Here is a 20,255-nt window from a genome sequence, read left to right as displayed (position 1 = left end):
AGTTTAGGCAAAAAGTATATTATTTATTAAATTTTTGCTAGATTATTATTGATAATTAGTAATAATTTTCTAAAATAGAAGATAGGAGCATCGTATGAAACCAATCTGTAAGAATCAAATGGTTGAAGTTTGGCAAATGTCTAAAGAAGGTATCCAACCTGACTGGGTCAAGTCTGCTTTTGAAAAAAATATTTTCAATGGATTGATAACCATGTTCGGGTATTAATGGTTGCCTGTAATACCAGTATTGAAAAAAACGTCAAAATTGGATTAGTAGGTTCAGCAGCTGGTGGCGGTTTTGCCGGATATCACATGTATCAAAATGCCTATATTGGTGACTATATTAATGCAAGTAACTATAAAATAGTATCTGAAAAACAGTTTGCTAAACATTACCAATTGGTTTCTGTGAAGGAAGTGTAAAAGAGTGATAAAAAAAGAAGTTGATGATAAACAACTTCTTTTTTGAATGCTTAAACAAGATTTCGTTCAAATGCTTGATCAGAAATCCCTTGAGATAGAATTAATTTTGCCCATTCTTTGGCAGCAAATAAACTATGGTCTTTATAATTGCCACAAGATTCTATGGTCGTTCCAGGAACATCCTCCCAACTAATCCCTTCAGCAATTTCTTCCAAACTAGATTTAATGACTTTAGCTATCTCATTTGCTGTTGGTTGTCCCCACATGATTAAGTGGAATCCAGTTCGACAGCCAAATGGTGAACAATCAATCATGCCATCAATCCGTTGACGAATCAGTTTTGCTAGTAAATGTTCGATGGTATGCAAACCAGCTGTTTCAATAGAGTTTGTGTTAGGTTGAACAAGACGAATATCAAAATTGGTAATAATATCGCCTTTTGGTCCTTTTTCTTCAGAAATTAAGCGTACATAAGGTGCTTTTACAATGGTGTGGTCCAGTTCAAAGCTTTCAACAACGACGTCTTTTTTCATAGTATTCTCCTAAAGTATTTTTATAATATGATACCATATTTTTTATCATCTTAATAAAGTTTTCAGTCTTATTTAAATTGTATAAAAGCGTTTTTTATGATAAAATTAAATATGGCTTTCTATAAATGAAAACTAATAAAAATTGAGGTATAAAAATGGTTAATATTATCGTATTAATTGTTTGTGCCCTCATTGGTTTGATAATAGGTTACGCATTAATTTCAATGAAATTAAAAACAGCGAAAGAAAATGCGGACTTGACTCTTTTGAATGCTGAACAAGATGCTGTAAATATTAGAGGGAAGGCTGAAGTAGAAGCCGACCATATTCGAAAATCAGCAGAACGTGAAAGTAAAGCGAATCGTAAAGAATTACTTTTGGAAGCTAAAGAAGAGGCAAGAAAATATCGTGAAGAAATTGAGCAAGAATTTAAATCTGAAAGACAAGAGTTAAAACAGTTAGAAACACGACTTACTGAGCGTGCCTTTTCTCTTGACCGAAAAGATGACAATTTATCAAGTAAAGAAAAGGTTCTTGATAGTAAAGAACAAAGTCTGACCGATAAATCAAAACATATTGATGAGCGCCAAGCAGAAGTTGAAAAGTTAGAAGAAGAGAAAAAAGCTGAATTACAACGTGTGGGGGCGATGACCATCGCTGAAGCGCGTGAAGTTATCTTGATGGAAACAGAAAATAATCTGTCTCAAGAAATTGCTACACGCATTCGTGAAGCAGAGCGTGACATCAAAGATAGAACAGATAAGACAGCTAAAGATTTACTGGCCCAAGCAATGCAACGCATGGCTGGTGAATATGTTACTGAACAAACGATTACAAGCGTTCATTTACCAGATGACAATATGAAAGGGCGGATTATTGGTCGTGAAGGCCGTAATATCAGAACCCTTGAAAGCTTGACTGGTATTGATGTCATTATTGATGATACTCCAGAAGTTGTTGTTCTTTCAGGATTTGATCCAATTCGTCGTGAGATTGCTCGAATGACATTAGAATCATTGATTTCTGATGGTCGTATTCATCCAGCAAGAATTGAAGAATTGGTTGAAAAAAATCGTCTTGAAATGGATAATCGCATCCGTGAATACGGTGAAGCAGCTGCTTATGAAATTGGAGCTCCTAACCTTCATCCTGACCTAATTAAAATCATGGGACGCTTACAATTTAGAACCTCTTATGGTCAAAATGTTCTTCGTCACTCGGTTGAAGTTGGTAAATTAGCTGGTATATTAGCCGGTGAGTTAGGTGAAAATGTTGCCTTGGCTCGTCGTGCTGGATTCCTCCATGATATGGGTAAAGCTATCGACCGTGAGGTTGAAGGTAGTCACGTTGAAATCGGTATGGAATTTGCTCGTAAATATAAAGAACATCCAGTTGTTGTAAATACCATTGCAAGTCACCATGGCGATGTCGAACCTGAATCAGTTATTGCAGTCATTGTTGCTGCTGCGGATGCCTTGAGTTCAGCTCGTCCAGGTGCTCGAAATGAATCTATGGAAAACTACATTAAACGTTTGCGTGATTTGGAAGAAATTGCGACAAGCTTTGACGGAGTTCAAAATAGTTTCGCTTTACAAGCAGGACGTGAAATTCGAATTATGGTTCAACCAGAAAAAGTTTCAGATGATCAGGTGGTTATTTTGTCTCACAAAGTAAGAGAAAAAATTGAAAACAACTTGGATTATCCAGGAAATATTAAAGTAACTGTTATTCGTGAAATGCGAGCAATTGATTACGCTAAATAAGAAAAGAGGATGCGTCCTCTTTTTGTTTTTATAGACCGATAACTGAGAATTATCTTGAAAAAAGGGTCCTATTTTGTTAAACTATTAAAAAGCAATAATTAAGGAGAATAGAATGTCTGAACGTGGTTTGTTAATCGTCTTTTCAGGACCATCTGGTGTAGGTAAGGGGACGGTTAGACAGGAGATTTTCTCGACACCCGATCATAAATTTGAATATTCGGTTTCAATGACAACTCGTCCGCAAAGACCTGGTGAAGTTGATGGCGTTGATTATTTCTTCCGCACACGTGAAGAATTTGAAGAATTGATTAAAAAGGGTCAGATGCTAGAATATGCTGAATATGTGGGTAATTATTATGGAACCCCATTGACCTATGTAAATGAAACCTTGGATAAAGGCATTGATGTTTTCCTTGAAATTGAAGTCCAAGGGGCTCTTCAAGTTAAAAATAAAGTACCAGACGGCGTCTTTATTTTCCTAACTCCTCCGGATTTAGCTGAATTGCAAGAACGTTTAGTTGGACGAGGGACAGATAGTCAAGAAGTCATTGCCCAACGGATTGAAAAAGCAAAAGAAGAAATTTCACTGATGCGCGAATATGACTATGCTGTTGTTAATGATTTTGTTCCATTAGCAGCCGAGCGTGTTAAACGTATTATTGAAACAGAGCATTTCCGAGTTGAACGGGTCATTGGTCGCTACGATAAAATGATCAAAGAAACTAAAGTTGTACGCTAGAAAAGAAAAGAGAATAAAGCCATGATGTTAAAACCTTCCATTGATACCTTATTAGATAAAGTTCCTTCAAAATACTCACTTGTTATTTTACAAGCAAAAAGAGCACATGAATTAGAAGCAGGAGCTAAAGCAACACAATCTTTTAAATCAGTGAAATCAACCTTACAAGCACTTGAAGAAATTGAATCTGGAAATGTTGTTATCCATCCAGATCCATCAGCCAAAAGAGCAGCTGTTAGAGCTAAAATTGAAGCTGATCGTTTAGCTAAAGAAGAAGAAGAACGCAAGATTAAAGAACAAATTGCGAAAGAAAAAGAAGAAGAAGGAGAAAAAATCTAAGGTTGAAAATCTTAGATTTTTTCCATTTTTTCATACGGAATGGCAAATAAAATGTAGAAAGGCCAAGTGAATGTCACAATTAGCACAGATTATCGTTGATGTACCGCTTATGCAGACGGATAAACCATTTACTTATCGGATTCCCGATGATTTACAAGGTTTGGTAGAACTTGGCTCACGTGTCCATGTTCCTTTTGGTCGTGGTAGCCGTTTGCTTCAGGGCTTTGTTGTCGGTTTTTCCCAAGAAGAGGCTATTGAAGAATCAGACTTAAAAGAAATTGTCAGTCTATTAGACGTTCAACCTGTTCTAAACACTGAACAGTTACAGTTGGCTGATGCTATGCGGCAAACCGTTTTTTCATTTAAAATCAGTCTCCTGAAGGCCATGATTCCTAATCTCTTAAATTCTCATTATGATAAAGAATTGTTCCCTACTGAGAACTTGTCAGTAGCAAATCGCGATTTTATTTTCGGAGAAAAGACAAGTGTCTTGGCTTCGCTCCTGACTGAGCAACAGGAAAAAGCAAGTCTAAAACTGATACAATCAGGGAAAATCACTATTTCCTATTTAGCCAATGACCGTAAGAAAATTAAAACGGAGAAATATTATAAGCTTGATTTAGAGGCTTTGCAGGCACACGATATTTCTAACAGGGCTAAAAAACGTCAGGCACTTAAAGCATACTTAATAGAGCATCCGGAAGATGGCAAACTAGCAGATTTGCAAAAAAGCTTTTCTCGGGATATCGTGGCTTATTTTGTTGAGCATCAATTCTTAAAAACCTATGAGGTACAAGTCAACCGTAGCAATGCCTATTTTGAAGCTGTTGAATCTAGTAAGTTTTTAAGCTTAAATCCAGAGCAAGAAAATGCCGTGGAAACTATCAGTGCGGCAATTGGACAAGATAATAAGCCTTTTCTTTTGGAAGGAATTACGGGATCGGGTAAGACGGAGGTCTACTTGCATCTCATTGATAGGGTATTGAAACAAGGGAAGACGGCTATTGTCTTAGTGCCTGAAATTTCCTTGACACCACAGATGACCAATCGCTTTATTTCCCGTTTTGGGAAATTAGTCGCTATCATGCATTCTGGACTTTCAGATGGTGAAAAATTTGATGAATGGCAAAAGATAAAAAATGGTCAAGCTAAGGTCGTTGTAGGAGCTCGTTCTGCTATTTTTGCTCCCTTGGAAAATATTGGGGCCATCATCATTGATGAAGAGCACGAATCAACTTATAAGCAAGAGTCAAATCCAAGGTATCATGCTCGGGATGTGGCGCTTTTGCGAGCTAAATACCATAAGGCAGTTTTGGTTTTAGGGTCTGCGACTCCGAGTATTGAAAGTCGGGCTAGAGCAAGTAAAGAAGTCTACCATTTTCTCCAGCTTAGCCAGCGAGCTAATCCACTTGCGCAAATTCCTGAGGTTCAAATTCTCGATTTTCGAGATTACATTGGGCAACAAGAGCTTAGTAATTACACCCCTTATTTGATTGAACATATTCAAGAACGCTTAGCTAAAAAAGAACAAGTGGTTCTCATGCTTAATCGCCGTGGCTATTCGAGTTTTATCATGTGTCGCGATTGTGGCTATGTTGATAATTGCCCAAACTGTGATATTTCTTTGACCTTACACATGGATACAAAGACCATGAATTGTCACTATTGTGGACATCAAAAAGCTATACCTAGGACCTGTCCTAATTGCCAAAGTTCAAGTATTCGCTATTACGGAACGGGGACACAAAAGGCCTATGACGAATTAATGCAAGCTATACCAGAAGCACGTATTTTACGAATGGATGTCGATACCACTCGGAAAAAAGGAAGTCATGAAAAACTCCTTGCTGCCTTTGGACGTCAGGAAGCTGATGTTTTACTAGGGACGCAAATGATTGCCAAAGGCTTGGATTTTCCAAATGTGACCTTGGTTGGTGTGCTTAACGCCGATACCTCTCTAAACCTGCCGGATTTCCGCTCATCGGAAAAGACCTTCCAATTATTAACTCAGGTCGCAGGGCGAGCAGGTCGGGCAGAAAAAGCAGGACAAGTCCTCATTCAAACCTATAACCCACAACATTACGCCATCCAACTGGCCAAAGCTCAGGATTATGAAGCTTTCTATAACCATGAAATGAAGATGCGCCAACGGATGGCTTATCCCCCTTATTATTTTACAGTTGGTTTAACCATGTCTCACAAGGATGAACAAATCTTAATTCGAAAAGCTTATGAAGTTATGGGTATGCTCAAAGAGGGACTATCAGCTCAAATTAAGATTTTAGGACCAACACCAAAACCGATTGCAAGGACGCATAACCTCTTTCATTATCAAATCATCCTTAAATATCGCTTTGAGGAGCACTTGCAAGACACTTTGAATGCCATTTTAGACTGGACACAAGACAAGGAACAGCGAGAATTAAAAATGGTCATTGACCATGAACCGCAAAACTTCATGTAATCTGGATTTTAGGGGCAAGCCCTGAAATATGATATAATGATGAGAAAGACATATCGAGGTTTCAAATGACAAAAATATTATTTATGGGAACACCCCAATTTTCAGCAACTGTTTTAGAGGGCATTCTGGCCGAAGGTAGCTATGACGTTTTAGCAGTTGTAACACAACCAGACCGTGCCGTTGGCCGCAAAAAAGAAATCAAAATGACACCCGTTAAAGAAGTGGCCTTAAAACACGGTTTAGCCATTTACCAACCTGAAAAATTATCAGGGTCAAAAGAGTTAGAAGAGATTATGGCCTTAGGTGCAGATGGTATTATCACTGCAGCTTTTGGTCAATTCCTGCCAAGCAAACTCTTAAATGCTGTTGATTTTTCATTAAATGTCCATGCATCTTTACTCCCAAAATACCGAGGCGGAGCACCTATTCATTATGCCATTATCAATGGTGAAAAAGAAGCTGGTGTTACCATTATGGAGATGGTTAAAGAAATGGATGCTGGCGATATGGTTGCCAAAGATAGCACTCCAATCTTGGAAAGTGATAATGTGGGAACCATGTTTGAAAAATTGGCTGTCATCGGACGTGACCTCTTGTTAAGAGTATTACCAGCCTATCTCTCAGGTGATTTAAAACCAGTCCCACAAGAACATAGTCAGGCAACTTTCTCACCAAATATCAGTTCAGAACAAGAAAAATTAGACTTAAGTCAAAGTGCTCTTCAAGTCTTTAATCAAGTTCGTGGCATGAACCCTTGGCCAGTTGCCCATACCCTATTACATGGCCAACGCTTTAAAGTTTATGAAGTTCAAGTTGTTGATGGTCAGGGACAAGCCGGTCAAATCATTGAAAAAACCAAGAAGAGCTTGGTCATTGCTACTGGACAAGGTGCTATTTCCTTGCAAACAGTGCAACCTGCCGGCAAACCTAAAATGTCCATCACTGATTTTCTAAATGGTGTCGGACGCGACTTACAAGTAGGAGATTACTTTGGCCAATAATTGGAAAAAATCAGCTAGAGGCAAGGCACTCCAAGCTATTGAAGATATTTTTGATAATGGTGCCTATTCAAACATTGCCCTTAATAATCAATTGTCAAACAGCTCTGTCCAGGACAAGGACAAAGGCTTGATTACAGAAATTGTCTATGGGACCATTTCCAAAAAAATTAGCTTAGAATGGTATCTGTCACATGTCATTAAAGATCGTGACAAATTAGATAAGTGGGTTTATTACTTATTGATGATTAGTCTTTACCAGATTCTCTATTTGGACAAGGTGCCTAGTCATGCTATCGTTAATGATGCTGTTGCCATTGCCAAAAACCGTGGCAATAAGCGAGGAGCTGAGAAATTTGTCAACGCCATTCTACGCCAATTGACAGATGGCGATCTGCCATCTTTTGACAGCATCAAACGTAAAAGTAAACGCCTTTCAGTTACCTACTCTATACCAACTTGGTTGGTCACTAAACTGATTGAACAATTTGGTGACGAACGGGCACTTGCTATTATGGAGAGCCTTTCGCTCCATAGCAAAGCCAGTGTACGAGTGGTCAACCCACAAGAATTTGATACCATAAAAGAAGCCTTAGATGCTCTGCCATCGCCAGTGGCGCCGACAGCCCTCACCAAAGACAGTGGTTATTTTGCCAATAATCAGTACTTCCAAAATGGCCAAATCACCATTCAAGATGAGACTAGTCAGTTAGTCGCTCCGACCTTGGCTATTCAAGGGGAGGAACTCATTCTGGATGCTTGTAGTGCACCTGGAGGCAAAACCTGTCACATGGCTTCTTATTTAACGAGTGGTAAGGTTCTTGCTCTCGATATTCATGAGCATAAGTTAGTTTTGGTAGAGGAAAATGCAGAACGCTTAGGCGTCTCTGATAAAATTGAAACCAAAGCTTTAGATGCTAGAGAAGTTCATAAACATTTTGCAAAAGATACTTTTGATAAAATCCTGGTTGATGCCCCTTGTTCAGGTATTGGCTTAATCAGACGGAAACCAGATATTAAATATACAAAAGACATTCAAGATTTAGAATCCTTACAGGCTGTCCAGTTGGAGATATTGGCTAGCGTTTGTCAAACGATACGTAAAGGTGGTATAATAACCTATAGCACTTGCACTATTTTTGATGAAGAAAATTTTCAAGTAGTAGAAAAATTTCTTGAAAGTCATTCTAATTTTGAACAAGTAGAACTAAAACATACACAAGCGGATATTGTTAAAGATGGTTGTCTATTGATCACACCAGAACAATACCAGACGGACGGTTTCTTTATCAGCCAATTCCGAAGAGTCTTGTAGTATTTAGGAGGAGACTGACTTAGTCAGAAAAGACATATGAAGATTTCATTAATAACAGATATTGGGCAAAAACGCTCAAATAATCAAGATTTTATCAATAAATTTGATAACAAAAAGGGGATTACCCTGGTCGTTTTAGCTGATGGTATGGGCGGTCATAGAGCCGGAAATATTGCTAGCGAAATGACTGTGACAGATCTTGGCAAAGAGTGGGTTCAAACTGAGTTGACGGAATTAAGTCAGATCAAGGAATGGTTGCTTGAAACCATTGAATCCGAAAATAAACGCGTTTACCAAATGGGTCAGACTGAAGACTATAAAGGTATGGGTACAACGGTTGAGGCGGTAGCCTTAGTTGAAAATAATGCTATTTTTGCCCATGTCGGTGATTCCCGTATTGGTTTGGTTAAAAATGGCGAATATCATTTGCTAACCAGTGACCATTCTTTAGTAAACGAGCTGGTCAAAGCTGGTCAGATTACAGAAGAAGAAGCAACTGGTCATCCACAAAAGAATATTATCACCCAATCCATTGGTCAAGCTTCACCAGTAGAAACTGATCTAGGCTTGAAAGTCTTAGAAAAAGATGACTATCTAGTCATTAATTCTGATGGTTTAACCAACATGGTGACAAATGCTGAAATCGTAGAAATACTTTCCAGAGATATCAGTCTTGATGAAAAAAATCAAGAATTGGTCTCATTAGCTAACCTCCGTGGAGGATTAGATAATATTACAATCGCTTTGGTTCATAACGAAAGTGAGGATGGGAAATGATACAGATTGGCAAATTATTTGCTGGTCGCTATCGCATATTGAAATCTATTGGCCGTGGAGGCATGGCAGATGTTTATTTAGCCAATGATTTAATTTTAGATAATGAAGATGTTGCAATTAAAGTATTGCGGACCAATTATCAAACTGACCAGGTAGCTGTTGCCCGTTTCCAACGGGAAGCAAGAGCCATGGCAGAATTAAATCATCCAAACATCGTAGCCATTAGAGATATAGGCGAAGAAGACGGACAGCAATTCTTAGTTATGGAATATGTTGACGGAGCTGACCTTAAGAAATTCATTCAAGACAATGCACCACTTTCCAATAATCAAGTTGTTCGGATTATGGAAGAAGTCTTGTCAGCGATGACTTTAGCCCACCAAAAAGGCATTGTCCATCGTGACTTGAAACCCCAAAATATCCTCTTAACTAAGGCAGGTGTGGTTAAGGTAACTGACTTCGGTATTGCCGTGGCTTTTGCTGAAACTTCCCTAACACAAACCAACTCTATGTTAGGTAGTGTTCATTATTTGTCACCTGAGCAGGCGCGTGGTTCAAAAGCGACTATTCAAAGTGATATTTATGCTATGGGGATTATGCTCTATGAAATGTTAACGGGTCATATTCCATATGATGGTGATAGTGCCGTAACCATTGCTTTACAGCATTTCCAAAAACCGCTGCCTTCTATCTTAGATGAAAATCCACAAGTACCACAAGCTCTTGAAAATGTTGTTATTAAAGCGACTGCTAAAAAATTAAGTGATCGTTATGCGACGACTTTTGACATGAGTAGGGACTTGATGACTGCACTATCTTATAACCGCAGTCGTGAGAAAAAACTTGTCTTTGATGATGGTGAAAACACTAAACCATTACCAAAAGTAACTCCAGTTCCCAATACGACTCCAAAACCAAATCCTAGTCCTGCTACTAATAAAGCAAGTGGGCCAACAGCTGTTGAAGCTAGTAAAGCTCCTAAAAAGGAAAAGAAACGTGGTCGATTCTTAGGGACTCTATTCAAAATATTATTTGCCTTCTTTGTTGTAGGCGTAGCTATTTTCACTTTCCTTATCCTGACGAGACCTGCAAATGTCAAGGTTCCTAATTTAAGCGGAAGCGATTTGCAAACAGCAAAAGCGGAATTGAAGACGCTAGGCTTTAAAGTGGGACAAGTGACGGATATTAAAAGTGACGAAGTTGCTGAAGGTTCGGTCGTTGAAACGGACCCAGTGGCGGGGACAACCAAACGTGAAGGTTCTAAAGTCAATATCTTTGTTTCCAAAGGAAGTGCCGGCTTTAAGGTTAAAAACTATAAAGGTAAGGAATACCAAAGTGTTATTGATGAACTGATGAAAAATTATGGTTTGAAACGCAGTCAAATTAAGGTTAAACGTAAAATCACAACGGATTATGACAAACAAGACCTTGTTGTCAGTCAATCAGTGGCTAAAGGTGGTCACTTCAACCCTAATGGTAAGAAGAAATTCACCCTAACAGTAGCGACAACTGATCCAATTGCAATGCCTGATTTAACTTATAAATCATATAAAGAAGCTAAATCAATCTTAACCGATCTTGGAATTGACTCAGATAGAATAAAGGTTTATCAACTGAATGCTGATGGTACAACATCTTTAATTGAAAAGCCTACATCGGATATGGTAATCACCTATCAAGATCCCTTATATAATGGACAGGTTTCTATAAGGGATACTTCAGAAGTAATCCTTTATATCAGTGGTGATACAGCAACAGTTACTCCGTCTGAAAGTTCTTCTTCTTCTCAAACAAGTGAAACATCTACAGAAGAAAAAACGAATTCAACGGATGCAAACTCTGGGACAACAAATCCAAGTGCTAGTGAAACAACGCCATCAAGTTCTGGCTCTGCTTCAAACACAGACCCGGCTGTTACGCCAGCACAATAATAAAAAAGACTTGATAAGGTTATTTATCAAGTCTTTTGTCATCTTTAAAGGCTATTAATGAAATTCTCCATGTTTTTTGATAAAATGACTAGTAGTGGAAGGAGAACAATGAAAAAATTTCAATTCTTTTTATTAGTAGAATGTATCCTTTTAGCCATGGGCATTATGACCATTCTGGCCAATGATGTGGCTAGTTTTATTTTTATTGTCGTCATTATTTTGCTGGCCCTGCGCTTTTACAATCAAGATAGTCGGAATAATTTTATCCTAACGGTAAGTTTATTATTACTTTTCCTCATCTTCATGCTCAACCCCTATATTATTTTAGCGGTCCTCTTCGGCATCATTTATGTCTTTATCAACCATTTTTCCCAAGTCAAAAAGAAAAATCGATATGCTTTGATTCGCTTTAAGGAAGAAGGAATTGCTGTTAAGCAGACTAAACACCAATGGGTGGGAGCGGCTACTTATGAAAGTGATTACTATGCTTTTGATGATATCAATATTGTTCGGGTTAGTGGAAATGATACCATTGACTTAACCCATGTCATCGTATCAGGTCAGGATAATATGATTATGATTCGCAAAGTTTTTGGTAATACCAAAATTGTGATTCCAATTGATGTTGCGGTCACTCTTGAAGTTGCTTCAATCTATGCGACAATTTCATTTTTAAAAACTGAAGAATATGATTTGCGGAATGAGTCCATCAAATTAGGTTGCGACCAGTCTCAGGATGCCATCAAGAAGGTTAAAATAATCGTCAATACGATTGCTGGAAATGTTGAGGTGATCAGACGATGAAAAGACATTATTATTTATTAGTTTGGCTCTATTCAACCATTACCATTTTGACCATTGTTTTTGTCGTCATGGATAACTTGGGTTTGAACCTGGATTATCTAAGACTCAATGTTTGGCGGGCTGAAAAGCTTTTCTTCTCAATCCTCTTGTTAATTGTTTCAGTGACTTTGCTGTTACTCTTGCTATGGATTACTCTTGATGATATTAGTAAACGCACGATCAACCAAAATCTCCGTCGCATCATTGATAACCGGCCTATCAAACTTGAAGAAACATCAGAAACTAATATTAATTTGATTCGTTTATCGAAAAAGATGTTTCATATGACCAATAGCTTGCAGAAAAAAGAAAGTGCCTATATTTTAGATAGTCAAAAAATTGTTCAAAGGGAACGGAAACGGATTGCCCGTGATTTGCATGATACGGTAAGTCAGGAACTCTTTGCCTCCTCCATGATACTTTCGGGAATATCCATGAGTATAGATGATTTGGAAAAAGAGGAATTAAATACACAAATTCAAACAGTCGAAGCCATGTTGCAAAGTGCTCAGAAGGACTTGCGGGTTCTCTTATTACACTTAAGACCGACAGAATTAGCTAACCGGACCTTAACCGAAGGTATCCGGATGATTCTCAAAGAATTAACTGATAAAAGTAATATTGAGATTGTTTATAAAGAGAATATTAAGAGTCTTCCTAAAGCTGTTGAGGATAATCTTTTTAGGATTGCTCAAGAGTTTATCAGTAATACCCTTAAACATGCTAATGCTAGTCGCATTGAACTCTATCTCAATCAAACACCTAATGAAGTCCAATTAAAAATGGTTGATAATGGTGTTGGTTTTGACATGGATGAGGTGCGAAACCTCAGCTACGGTTTGAAAAATATTGAAGATCGGATTGATGATCTTGCGGGTTCCTTAAATCTTATTAGCGAACGTGGCAAGGGCGTATCAATGGATATTCGTCTACCCTTGGTGACGGAGGAGAAAAATGGATAATATCACAGTAATATTAGTCGACGACCACGAGATGGTTCGACTTGGTTTGAAAAGTTTTTTAAATATGCAAAAAGACATCAGTGTCATCGCAGAAGCTGCAACGGGCCGTCAAGGTGTTGATATGGCTCTTGAACTGAAACCAGATGTGGTGGTTATGGACTTAGTTATGCCTGAACTAGGCGGTGTCGAAGCGACTTTAGAAATTTTACAGAAATGGCCAGAGGCCAAGATTCTGGTCTTAACTTCTTATTTAGATAATGAAAAAATTTACCCCGTGATTGAAGCTGGTGCAAAGGGCTACATGCTCAAAACAAATAGTGCTGCTGAAATCCTCAATGCTATACGAAAAGTGTCTAAGGGCCAATTGGCCATTGAGACGGAAGTCGACAAAAAAATCAAAGCCCACGATCAGCATCCTGATTTGCATGAAGAGTTAACAGCGCGTGAATACGATATTCTCTATTTGCTGGCCAAAGGATATGATAACCAAACTATTGCCGATGAACTTTTTATTTCCTTGAAAACCGTTAAAACTCACGTTTCTAATATTTTGGCAAAATTAGAAGTTGACGACCGTACCCAAGCTGTTGTCTATGCTTTCCGGCACCACTTAGTGCCAGAAGACGACAATTAGTGGTATAATGATAGGAGTTAACGGAGGATTATAATGGACGCAAAATTAAAATATAAAGCTAAGAAAATCAAGATGGTTTTCTTTGATATCGATGATACTTTGCGAGTTAAAGATACGGGTTACATGCCAGAGTCAATTCAAAAAGTATTTAAAGCATTAAAAGCTAAAGGTATTCTGACAGGGATTGCTTCTGGACGTGCACGCTATGGTGTTCCTGAAGATGTGCAGAATTTGCATGCTGACTATTGTGTTAAGTTGAATGGAGCTTACGCAAAGGATGATGATAAAAATATTATCTTCCAAGCACCAATTCCGTATGAAGTTGTTAAACGTTATAGGGAATGGGCTGACGCTGTCGGTATTCACTACGGTATGGCTGGCCGCCACCAAGCGGTGCTATCAGTAAGAAATGACTTAGTTAGCAATACCATTGACCATGTCTATGCTGACTTAGAAGTTGATCCTGATTTCAATGAGAAGCATGATGTATACCAAATGTGGACGTTTGAAGATCAAGGTGATGCCTTACAATTACCAGAAGATTTAGCAGAACATTTACGACTTGTTAGATGGCATGATAATTCTTCTGATGTTGTTCTAAAAGGAACATCCAAAGCTTTAGGTGTATCCAAAGTTCTGGAACACCTAGGACTAAAACCTGAAAATATTCTTGTTTTCGGGGATGAACTGAATGATTTAGAATTATTTGATTTTGCAGGAATCAGCGTAGCCATGGGTGTTTCTCATCCATTAGTTCAAGAAAAGGCTGATTTTGTGACTAAAAAAGTAGAAGAAGATGGCATCTTATATGCCTTAGAGGAATTAGGATTGATCGAAAAAGAATTAAACTTCCCACAATTAGAATTGGAAACAGTTGAAGGGCCAAAAGCTATTATTAAAACCAATCACGGTCAAATGAGTCTTCAACTTTTCCCTGAACAAGCTCCTAAAACAGTTGCTAACTTCATTGGTTTAGCTAAAGAAGGCTACTATGATGGTATTATCTTCCACCGAATTATTTCTGATTTTATGATTCAAGGTGGTGACCCAACTGGTACTGGTATGGGTGGACAATCGATTTACGGTGATAGTTTTGAAGATGAATTTTCTGACGAACTTTACAATCTTCGTGGAGCTCTATCAATGGCAAATGCTGGACCAAATACAAATGGTAGCCAGTTCTTCATCGTTCAAAATGCCCGTATTCCTTATGCACAAAAAGAATTAGAACGTGGTGGCTGGCCAGCTCCAATTGCTAAGTCTTATGCTGAAAATGGTGGAACACCACATTTAGACAGACGTCACACAGTTTTTGGTCAATTACTAGATCAAGAATCATTTACTGTATTAGATGCTATTGCTGCAGTTGAAACAGGTGCTCAAGATAAGCCAAAAGAAGATGTGGTTATTGAAACAATTGAGGTTATTGACTAATGAAAATCGGCGACAAATTGCATGGGACCATTACAGGCATAAAACCTTATGGTGCTTTTGTAGCCCTTGATAATGGTACCTCTGGATTAATCCATATTTCAGAAATCAAAACAGGATTCATTGACAATATTAATGACATCTTATCAATTGGAGAAAAAGTTGACGTCCAAGTCGTTGACTATGATGAGTTCAATCAAAAAGTCAGTCTATCGATGAGGACCTTGGAAGAAGAAAAACACCATTTATCTCATCGTCATCGCTTTTCAAATAGTCGTTTACATATTGGTTTCAAACCATTAGGTGATAACCTAGACAATTGGGTTAAAGAAGGTCTGGAAAATTTTAAACAAAAAAATTAGAATGATTTCCGAGTACCCTAACGAAGCCATGACTTTCATGGCTTCGTATTTTTTTCTAGTATATAGGTCAAATACATAAAAAAGACAAATTCAACAAGAATTTGTCTTTTTTATGTATTTGACCTTTTTAAAGATTAATCGAATTGATAAAGTTCTGTAGATAAGTAACGTTCGCCATTATCTGGTAAGAGGGCAAGCACTTTTTTACCTTTACCTAATTCTTTTGCCAATTCTAAGGCAGCAAAGATAGCAGCTCCGGCAGAAATACCGACTAAGAATCCTTCATTGCCACCAACTAAGCGGCCAGTTTTAAAAGCATCTTCCGAAGTAACACGGATAATCTGATCATATGAATTAGTGTCTAAAGTTTCTGGAATGAAACCAGCTGAGATACCTTGAATTTTATGAGGTCCAGGTTCTTGGCCGGAAAGGACAGCTGATTCATCAGCTTCAACCGCATAAGTTTTGATACCAGGCATAGCTTTTTTCAAGGCATGTGAAACTCCTGTAATTGTTCCACCAGTACCAACACCAGCTACAAAAGCATCCAAACCAATCTCATTGAAAGCTTCGATGATTTCTTGACCAGTTGTTTCTTCATGGATTTTTGGATTGGCTGGATTATTAAACTGTAAAGGAACCCAACCACCAATTTCTTCTGCCAAAGCTTGGGCTTTGGCAATGGCACCTTTCATTCCCTCAGAACCAGGTGTAAGGACCAATTTAGCACCGTAGGCTTGAATCAATTGGCGACGCTCAATACTCATTGTTTCAGGCATTACGATGATAACTTTATAGCCTTTAGCAGCTCCGACCCATGCCAAACCAATACCAGTATTACCACTAGTTGGCTCGATAATGGTATCGCCAGGTTTAATTGTGCCTTCTTTTTCTGCAGCTTCAATCATTGAAAGAGCAATCCGATCCTTAACGCTTGAACCAGGATTAAAAGATTCCAATTTCACATAAACCTCAGCAGCATCAGGGCTAGTTAAGTTGTTTAATTTGATGATCGGTGTATTTCCAATCAATTGCGTGATATTTGTATAGATTTTTGACATGCTATTCTCCTTATAATAAGATCATTATTCTCTTCTAGTATATGCTCTGCAATTAGAATTGTAAAATAGTTTAATCTTATTATCCTGATAAGCTTAGTCTATCATGGCTTTGGTACTGGTACTTCAATTACTTTAGGATTAATTTTTTGGTAGGCCAACTTGCCTTGATAATGTTGGGTCAATTGCTCCAATAGTTCTTTTTGAAAATCACCATCACAGTATAGGCTGGTTGAGACTTTGTCCGTAAACTCCGGATTATGTTCTATCAGGCCAAAGGCTTCCAAAAAATTGGGGAAGGTCTGATATTGAGAATAGCTGAGCTCTAAGCGGATACCTACCTGCTCTTTGACCTCAACGATTTGGACGTGCTCCAAGCAACTAGAAACAGCACTTGAATAGGCGCGAATTAAGCCACCGGTCCCTAATTTGATACCACCAAAATAGCGGGTTACGACCAGCAAAATATTGGTTAATTCTTGCTTTTCTAAGACGGATAACATGGGTACACCAGCTGTGCCAGAGGGTTCCCCGTCATCACTGGAGCGTTTAATTTGCGCTTTTTCACCAATAATCATGGCTGAGCAAGAATGGTTTGCCTTGTAATGCTCTTTCTTGATTCTTGCGATGATTTCGCGGCCTTCCTCTTCGGACTCAATGCGAAAGGCTTGACAAATAAAGCGAGATTTTTTGATGATTTCTTCGTGTTGACCATTTTGTTCAATTGTTTTATAGGATTCCATAAGAAAAGTTTACAGTAAATTGGTGTTTTTGGCAAAAAATCTCGAATAGATAAGTATGGATACTTTAGCACATTATTATGGTCGCCTTTTTACGGAAAACCAACTGGATTCTAATCTGAAAAAACTTGCTCAATCTAAGGCTAGTTTTACCAAACGGGGTAAGGATTTTTTCTGCGGACGCTGTCAGAGTAAGGCTGTTATGGAGCATATCTTACCAAACGGGAAATTCTATTGTCGGAAATGTATTGTATTTGGTCGCGTTGAAAGTCAAGCGCAGCTCTATTATTTTCCTGCTCAGCCATTTCCTAAAGGAGAATATTTAAGATGGCAAGGAGAGTTAACACCTTTTCAAGAAGAAATTTCAAAAAAATTGTTGGAAAACTACGAGCATGGACTAAAAACTTTGGTTTATGCAGTGACAGGTGCCGGGAAAACAGAAATGATTTATGCCCTTTTAGCCAGAGTCCTTAATCAGGGTGGTTGGGTGGCCTTGGCAAGTCCTCGGATTGATGTTTGCATTGAAATCCATAAACGCTTAGTGCGTGACATTTCCTGTACCGTTCAGCTTATGCATGCTGGGTCAGGGCCATATAAGAGATCGCCACTAATTGTTTTGACGACCCATCAACTATTGAAATTCTATCAGGCTTTTGACTTAATCATTATTGATGAAGTTGACTCCTTTCCATTTGTTGATAATCCTGTTCTTAAACATGCCCTTCGATCAGCTTTGAAAGAAGAGGGGCGTTTGGTCTATTTAACGGCAACTTCTACTAGAGCATTAGAAAAAGAAGTAGCAAGTGGACAACTAAGCAAGTTAACACTATCACGGCGTTTCCATAATAACCCTTTGGTCGTACCAAAATTTCGTCTAGTCTTTCAAATTCAGCAAGCTTTAGAGAAGGGGAAATTGCCAAGAGCCCTTCGTCAAGCCGTCAAAAAACAATTGCAATCTCCATATCCTCTTTTAATATTCTATCCCGTTATCGAAAAAGGTCAGGAATTTTTTCAGATCTTACAAAAATCATTTAATGAGATTGACATGGCCTATGTCAGTAGTCAAACAGAAGAACGGAAAGAAAAAATTGAGGCTTTTCGAGAGGGAAAATTGAGAATCCTGATTTCAACAACAATTCTAGAAAGGGGTGTTACCTTCCCTGGAGTTGATGTTTTTGTTGTGCTTGCTGATCATCACCTCTTTAATTCTTCCAGCCTCATCCAAATCGCAGGTCGTGTCGGAAGATCGTTTGATAGGCCAGATGGGCAGCTTGTTTTTTTCCATGAAGGAGTTAGCGCAGCAATGTACAAAGCAAGGAAAGAAATAATTGGACTGAATAAGGAGGCTTATGGTTAGGAATTGTCTGCTTTGTGAGAATCCCTTGCAAGAAAGTTACTCATTATTAGAAATCCTCACTTTAAAGAATAAGAAAAGGTGGACCTGCTCCTCCTGTCAGAATCAATTTGTTTCTATAGAAACAAATCACTGCCCAAGATGTTACAAGGATGACTGCCAGGGAATATGTAACGATTGTCTGAAGTGGGAAGAAAAAGGTCATCTTGTTGACCATTATGCCCTTTACAAGAATAATCAAGCCATGTTCGATTTCTTCAACTTGTATAAAACACAAGGGGACTACCTTTTGAGGAATGTCTTTTCAGATAAGTTAAGGAAGCATCTTGCTCAGGAATTTAGTCACTACCACGTGATACCGATTCCCTCATCAAAAAAGCAAATTGACAAGTTGGGCTATGATCCTGTAAGAGCAGTAATAGAAGCTTCAAAGATTCCATATGAAGATTTGATTCAATGTAATGAAATAGTTAAAAAGAAAAACGCAACAATTAATACGGAAAAGAGTTTGAGAAAAGACTATACACTCAATCCTGAAATAATGACAAAACTTTGTGGCAGGAAACTCCTTATTGTTTGTGACAAGTATCAGACCGGAAATACAATCTATATGATTAATAAACTCTTAATTGCTAATGGTTTTCAAGAAATAAAAAGTCTTAGTATTGTACGTTAAAACTTGCAAATTTTCATGAAAACGGTATAATAATAGTAAAGAAAGCGCTTAAGGCGCGGAAAAGAGGTATCTTATGATTAAATTTAGTATTCGTGGAGAAAATATCGAAGTAACAGATGCAATTCGCGACTATGTTGAATCAAAGCTCGCTAAAATTGAAAAATATTTTGTTGAAGATAATGAAATAGATACTCGTGTCAATTTAAAAGTCTATCGTGAAAAGACTGCTAAAGTTGAAGTTACTATTTTACTTGGTTCCATGACTTTAAGAGCAGAAGATGTTTCACAAGATATGTATGGCTCAATTGATTTAGTTGTTGATAAAATTGAACGCCAAATTCGTAAGAATAAAACAAAAATTACTAAAAAACACCGTGAAAAAATGCCAACAGGTCAAGTATTTACGAGTGAATTTGAGGCAGAAGAAGTTGAAGAAACTCCAGTTTTAAGAGTTGTTCGTACTAAAAACGTAACCTTAAAACCAATGGATATTGAAGAAGCTCGCCTGCAAATGGAACTACTTGGACATGATTTCTTCATTTATACAGATTCAGAAGATGGGGAAACAAATGTGCTTTACCGTCGTGAAGATGGCGACCTTGGACTTATTGAAGCAAAATAATAGAAATCAAATAACAGGGGTTAGACCCCTGTTATTTTTTTGTGCAAAAAAGCAAGCAATGATATTGACAAGAGAGGCAGGTATAGTCTATACTAATTAAGTTGCCAAATTTTAGATTTATTTCCCAAAAAATAAATGAAAAAAGTTGTTGACAAGGTCACACTGACCTGATAGAATATAATAGTTGTCTCGTAAGAGATGGCAAGACCTTTGAGAACTGAATAAGACAAGAAAAACCAAATGTGAGGGTGATATGTTAAGAAGCATATTATCCGTCAATGAAGTAAAAAA

General features: G+C 37.9%; 21 protein-coding genes. 18 read left to right on the top strand and 3 right to left on the bottom strand.

Features of this window, described 5'->3' with window-relative positions:
* The first annotated feature begins 94 nt into the window (after positions 1–94).
* The gene (locus tag A9Q68_RS11145) at positions 95–226 is read left to right on the top strand and encodes a hypothetical protein (RefSeq protein WP_420806778.1); all 132 of its coding nucleotides are present in this window, start codon (positions 95–97) and stop codon (positions 224–226) included.
* Complete coding sequence (locus tag A9Q68_RS11140; RefSeq protein ID WP_420806777.1) at positions 226–423, top strand: hypothetical protein; 198 nt, start codon at positions 226–228, stop codon at positions 421–423. Before A9Q68_RS11145 ends, A9Q68_RS11140 begins: the two co-directional genes overlap by 1 nt.
* Positions 424–473: 50 nt before the next feature.
* Here the strand turns inward: A9Q68_RS11140 and A9Q68_RS05830 are convergent, their stop codons facing one another.
* Entirely contained in the window at positions 474–956 is a 483-nt protein-coding gene (locus A9Q68_RS05830; protein ID WP_071793752.1) for an S-ribosylhomocysteine lyase, read from the bottom strand.
* 155 nt (positions 957–1,111) lie between these two features.
* On the opposite strand from A9Q68_RS05830, the gene A9Q68_RS05825 reads away from it, so the two are divergent.
* The 13 genes from A9Q68_RS05825 to A9Q68_RS05765 all read left to right on the top strand — a co-directional run bounded on the left by A9Q68_RS05825 (position 1,112) and on the right by A9Q68_RS05765 (position 15,514).
* Positions 1,112–2,719 (top strand): ribonuclease Y, encoded by a 1,608-nt coding sequence (locus A9Q68_RS05825; RefSeq protein WP_071793751.1) that lies wholly within the window; start codon positions 1,112–1,114, stop codon positions 2,717–2,719.
* A gap of 112 nt (positions 2,720–2,831) precedes the next feature.
* Positions 2,832–3,458, top strand: coding sequence for a guanylate kinase (gene gmk, locus A9Q68_RS05820; protein ID WP_071793750.1), 627 nt, complete (start codon positions 2,832–2,834; stop codon positions 3,456–3,458).
* Positions 3,459–3,479: 21 nt separating this feature from the next.
* A complete protein-coding gene (gene rpoZ / locus A9Q68_RS05815; RefSeq protein ID WP_046390986.1) occupies positions 3,480–3,797 on the top strand; it encodes a DNA-directed RNA polymerase subunit omega in 318 nt (105 codons plus the stop codon).
* A 70-nt stretch (positions 3,798–3,867) separates the two neighbouring features.
* Positions 3,868–6,261: a primosomal protein N' gene (locus tag A9Q68_RS05810; RefSeq protein ID WP_071793749.1), complete on the top strand. Its 2,394-nt coding sequence runs from the start codon at positions 3,868–3,870 to the stop codon at positions 6,259–6,261.
* A 65-nt stretch (positions 6,262–6,326) separates the two neighbouring features.
* Positions 6,327–7,262, top strand: a complete 936-nt coding sequence (gene fmt / locus A9Q68_RS05805; RefSeq protein ID WP_071793748.1) for a methionyl-tRNA formyltransferase — start codon at positions 6,327–6,329, stop codon at positions 7,260–7,262.
* A complete protein-coding gene (rsmB, locus tag A9Q68_RS05800; protein WP_071793747.1) occupies positions 7,252–8,574 on the top strand; it encodes a 16S rRNA (cytosine(967)-C(5))-methyltransferase RsmB in 1,323 nt (440 codons plus the stop codon). The genes fmt and rsmB overlap by 11 nt, the downstream gene beginning before the upstream one ends.
* 36 nt (positions 8,575–8,610) lie before the next feature.
* On the top strand, positions 8,611–9,351 hold the full coding sequence (locus A9Q68_RS05795; RefSeq protein ID WP_071793746.1) for a Stp1/IreP family PP2C-type Ser/Thr phosphatase: 741 nt from the start codon (positions 8,611–8,613) through the stop codon (positions 9,349–9,351).
* On the top strand, positions 9,348–11,282 hold the full coding sequence (gene pknB, locus A9Q68_RS05790; RefSeq protein ID WP_071793745.1) for a Stk1 family PASTA domain-containing Ser/Thr kinase: 1,935 nt from the start codon (positions 9,348–9,350) through the stop codon (positions 11,280–11,282). The genes A9Q68_RS05795 and pknB overlap by 4 nt, the downstream gene beginning before the upstream one ends.
* Positions 11,283–11,390: 108 nt before the next feature.
* On the top strand, positions 11,391–12,086 hold the full coding sequence (gene liaF / locus A9Q68_RS05785; RefSeq protein WP_071793744.1) for a cell wall-active antibiotics response protein LiaF: 696 nt from the start codon (positions 11,391–11,393) through the stop codon (positions 12,084–12,086).
* Entirely contained in the window at positions 12,083–13,087 is a 1,005-nt protein-coding gene (locus tag A9Q68_RS05780) for an envelope stress sensor histidine kinase LiaS (RefSeq protein WP_071793743.1), read from the top strand. Before liaF ends, A9Q68_RS05780 begins: the two co-directional genes overlap by 4 nt.
* Positions 13,080–13,721, top strand: coding sequence for a response regulator transcription factor (locus A9Q68_RS05775; protein ID WP_071793742.1), 642 nt, complete (start codon positions 13,080–13,082; stop codon positions 13,719–13,721). Before A9Q68_RS05780 ends, A9Q68_RS05775 begins: the two co-directional genes overlap by 8 nt.
* 33 nt (positions 13,722–13,754) lie before the next feature.
* Positions 13,755–15,155, top strand: coding sequence for a bifunctional Cof-type HAD-IIB family hydrolase/peptidylprolyl isomerase (locus tag A9Q68_RS05770; RefSeq protein ID WP_071793741.1), 1,401 nt, complete (start codon positions 13,755–13,757; stop codon positions 15,153–15,155).
* On the top strand, positions 15,155–15,514 hold the full coding sequence (locus tag A9Q68_RS05765; RefSeq protein ID WP_071793740.1) for a S1 RNA-binding domain-containing protein: 360 nt from the start codon (positions 15,155–15,157) through the stop codon (positions 15,512–15,514). Before A9Q68_RS05770 ends, A9Q68_RS05765 begins: the two co-directional genes overlap by 1 nt.
* 134 nt (positions 15,515–15,648) lie before the next feature.
* Here the strand turns inward: A9Q68_RS05765 and cysK are convergent, their stop codons facing one another.
* Both cysK and A9Q68_RS05755 read right to left on the bottom strand, forming a co-directional pair.
* A complete protein-coding gene (gene cysK / locus A9Q68_RS05760; RefSeq protein WP_071793739.1) occupies positions 15,649–16,575 on the bottom strand; it encodes a cysteine synthase A in 927 nt (308 codons plus the stop codon).
* A 101-nt stretch (positions 16,576–16,676) separates the two neighbouring features.
* A complete protein-coding gene (locus A9Q68_RS05755; RefSeq protein WP_071793738.1) occupies positions 16,677–17,315 on the bottom strand; it encodes a YigZ family protein in 639 nt (212 codons plus the stop codon).
* Between the two features lie 55 nt (positions 17,316–17,370).
* Between A9Q68_RS05755 and A9Q68_RS05750 the strand changes: the two genes are divergently transcribed.
* The 3 genes from A9Q68_RS05750 (at position 17,371) to hpf (ending at position 19,964) form a co-directional block, all read left to right on the top strand.
* Positions 17,371–18,669: an ATP-dependent helicase ComFA gene (locus A9Q68_RS05750; protein ID WP_071793737.1), complete on the top strand. Its 1,299-nt coding sequence runs from the start codon at positions 17,371–17,373 to the stop codon at positions 18,667–18,669.
* Positions 18,662–19,342 carry a ComF family protein gene (locus A9Q68_RS05745; protein WP_071793736.1) on the top strand — a complete coding sequence of 227 codons (681 nt, stop codon included), beginning with the start codon at positions 18,662–18,664 and terminating at the stop codon, positions 19,340–19,342. The genes A9Q68_RS05750 and A9Q68_RS05745 overlap by 8 nt, the downstream gene beginning before the upstream one ends.
* Before the next feature lie 73 nt (positions 19,343–19,415).
* Positions 19,416–19,964 (top strand): ribosome hibernation-promoting factor, HPF/YfiA family, encoded by a 549-nt coding sequence (gene hpf, locus A9Q68_RS05740; protein ID WP_071793735.1) that lies wholly within the window; start codon positions 19,416–19,418, stop codon positions 19,962–19,964.
* Positions 19,965–20,255: the final 291 nt, after the last annotated feature.

Origin of the sequence: Streptococcus bovimastitidis, assembly GCF_001885095.1 — a bacterium.
Classification (GTDB): Bacteria; Bacillota; Bacilli; order Lactobacillales; family Streptococcaceae; genus Streptococcus; species Streptococcus bovimastitidis.
Note: the sequence above shows the minus strand (reverse complement) of the source record. Positions and strands in the feature narration are given on the sequence as shown.

What these genes read in the sequence shown, in the direction of transcription:
- rpoZ (WP_046390986.1), top strand. Translation starts at nt 3,480, where the DNA reads ATGATGTTAAAACCTTCCATTGATACCTTATTAGATAAAGTTCCTTCA.
- A9Q68_RS05780 (WP_071793743.1), top strand. Translation starts at nt 12,083, where the DNA reads ATGAAAAGACATTATTATTTATTAGTTTGGCTCTATTCAACCATTACC.
- A9Q68_RS05830 (WP_071793752.1), bottom strand. Translation starts at nt 956, where the DNA reads ATGAAAAAAGACGTCGTTGTTGAAAGCTTTGAACTGGACCACACCATT.
- cysK (WP_071793739.1), bottom strand. Translation starts at nt 16,575, where the DNA reads ATGTCAAAAATCTATACAAATATCACGCAATTGATTGGAAATACACCG.
- A9Q68_RS05755 (WP_071793738.1), bottom strand. Translation starts at nt 17,315, where the DNA reads ATGGAATCCTATAAAACAATTGAACAAAATGGTCAACACGAAGAAATC.
- pknB (WP_071793745.1), top strand. Translation starts at nt 9,348, where the DNA reads ATGATACAGATTGGCAAATTATTTGCTGGTCGCTATCGCATATTGAAA.
- A9Q68_RS05795 (WP_071793746.1), top strand. Translation starts at nt 8,611, where the DNA reads ATGAAGATTTCATTAATAACAGATATTGGGCAAAAACGCTCAAATAAT.
- A9Q68_RS05825 (WP_071793751.1), top strand. Translation starts at nt 1,112, where the DNA reads ATGGTTAATATTATCGTATTAATTGTTTGTGCCCTCATTGGTTTGATA.
- A9Q68_RS11140 (WP_420806777.1), top strand. Translation starts at nt 226, where the DNA reads ATGGTTGCCTGTAATACCAGTATTGAAAAAAACGTCAAAATTGGATTA.
- liaF (WP_071793744.1), top strand. Translation starts at nt 11,391, where the DNA reads ATGAAAAAATTTCAATTCTTTTTATTAGTAGAATGTATCCTTTTAGCC.
- A9Q68_RS11145 (WP_420806778.1), top strand. Translation starts at nt 95, where the DNA reads ATGAAACCAATCTGTAAGAATCAAATGGTTGAAGTTTGGCAAATGTCT.
- A9Q68_RS05745 (WP_071793736.1), top strand. Translation starts at nt 18,662, where the DNA reads ATGGTTAGGAATTGTCTGCTTTGTGAGAATCCCTTGCAAGAAAGTTAC.
- A9Q68_RS05750 (WP_071793737.1), top strand. Translation starts at nt 17,371, where the DNA reads ATGGATACTTTAGCACATTATTATGGTCGCCTTTTTACGGAAAACCAA.
- A9Q68_RS05810 (WP_071793749.1), top strand. Translation starts at nt 3,868, where the DNA reads ATGTCACAATTAGCACAGATTATCGTTGATGTACCGCTTATGCAGACG.
- hpf (WP_071793735.1), top strand. Translation starts at nt 19,416, where the DNA reads ATGATTAAATTTAGTATTCGTGGAGAAAATATCGAAGTAACAGATGCA.
- fmt (WP_071793748.1), top strand. Translation starts at nt 6,327, where the DNA reads ATGACAAAAATATTATTTATGGGAACACCCCAATTTTCAGCAACTGTT.
- A9Q68_RS05770 (WP_071793741.1), top strand. Translation starts at nt 13,755, where the DNA reads ATGGACGCAAAATTAAAATATAAAGCTAAGAAAATCAAGATGGTTTTC.
- A9Q68_RS05775 (WP_071793742.1), top strand. Translation starts at nt 13,080, where the DNA reads ATGGATAATATCACAGTAATATTAGTCGACGACCACGAGATGGTTCGA.
- A9Q68_RS05765 (WP_071793740.1), top strand. Translation starts at nt 15,155, where the DNA reads ATGAAAATCGGCGACAAATTGCATGGGACCATTACAGGCATAAAACCT.
- gmk (WP_071793750.1), top strand. Translation starts at nt 2,832, where the DNA reads ATGTCTGAACGTGGTTTGTTAATCGTCTTTTCAGGACCATCTGGTGTA.